Origin of the sequence: Vibrio sp. 2304, assembly GCF_033339475.1 — a bacterium.
GTDB classification, from domain to species: Bacteria; Pseudomonadota; Gammaproteobacteria; order Enterobacterales; family Vibrionaceae; genus Vibrio; species Vibrio alginolyticus.
The window spans coordinates 1-513 of sequence record NZ_JAWOUQ010000146.1; the positions used below are offsets into that span (position 1 = coordinate 1).

1 protein-coding gene is annotated in these 513 nt (G+C 32.2%); it reads left to right on the forward strand.

Features of this window, described 5'->3' with window-relative positions; genetic code table 11:
• Nucleotides 1-117 precede the first annotated feature (117 nt).
• Nucleotides 118-513: helix-hairpin-helix domain-containing protein (locus R7P64_RS24715; protein WP_318124281.1), on the forward strand; the 396-nt coding region annotated here is incomplete at its 3' end.

Consider the following 513-nt stretch of genomic DNA (forward strand, 5'->3'; position numbering starts at 1 on the left):
GAACAGATAAAGCAGAGATTTTAAGGAAAGCACTATAGGATAACTCACTCCGATTACGGAGTGGGATTTTTTTTATTTCTGCGGTATAATATAATCAAGATCAGTTGGAGGTAAATTATGTTTATAGAAGGAACTGTTGAAGATATAATATTTAGAAATGAAGAAAATGGATATACAGTTGCTAGGCTTGTTACTTCAGATGGGCCTGTTACTTTCGTGGGAAAGACTTATTTCATAAAAAAAGACCAGTTTGTTGAATTAGAGGGAGAATGGATATACCATGACAAATTTGGAGAACAATTTCAGTTTACAAACATAAAGGAGAAATTACCTTCGACTATAAATGGAATAGAAAGTTATTTAGCATCGGGGCTTATACCTCACATTGGCAAAGCTACTGCAAGAAAAATTGTTGATAAATTCAAAGAGAATTCACTTGACATAATACAATATTATCCTGAAAGATTACTAGAAGTAGATGGCATAGGCAAAAAGAAACTTGATAAAATAATG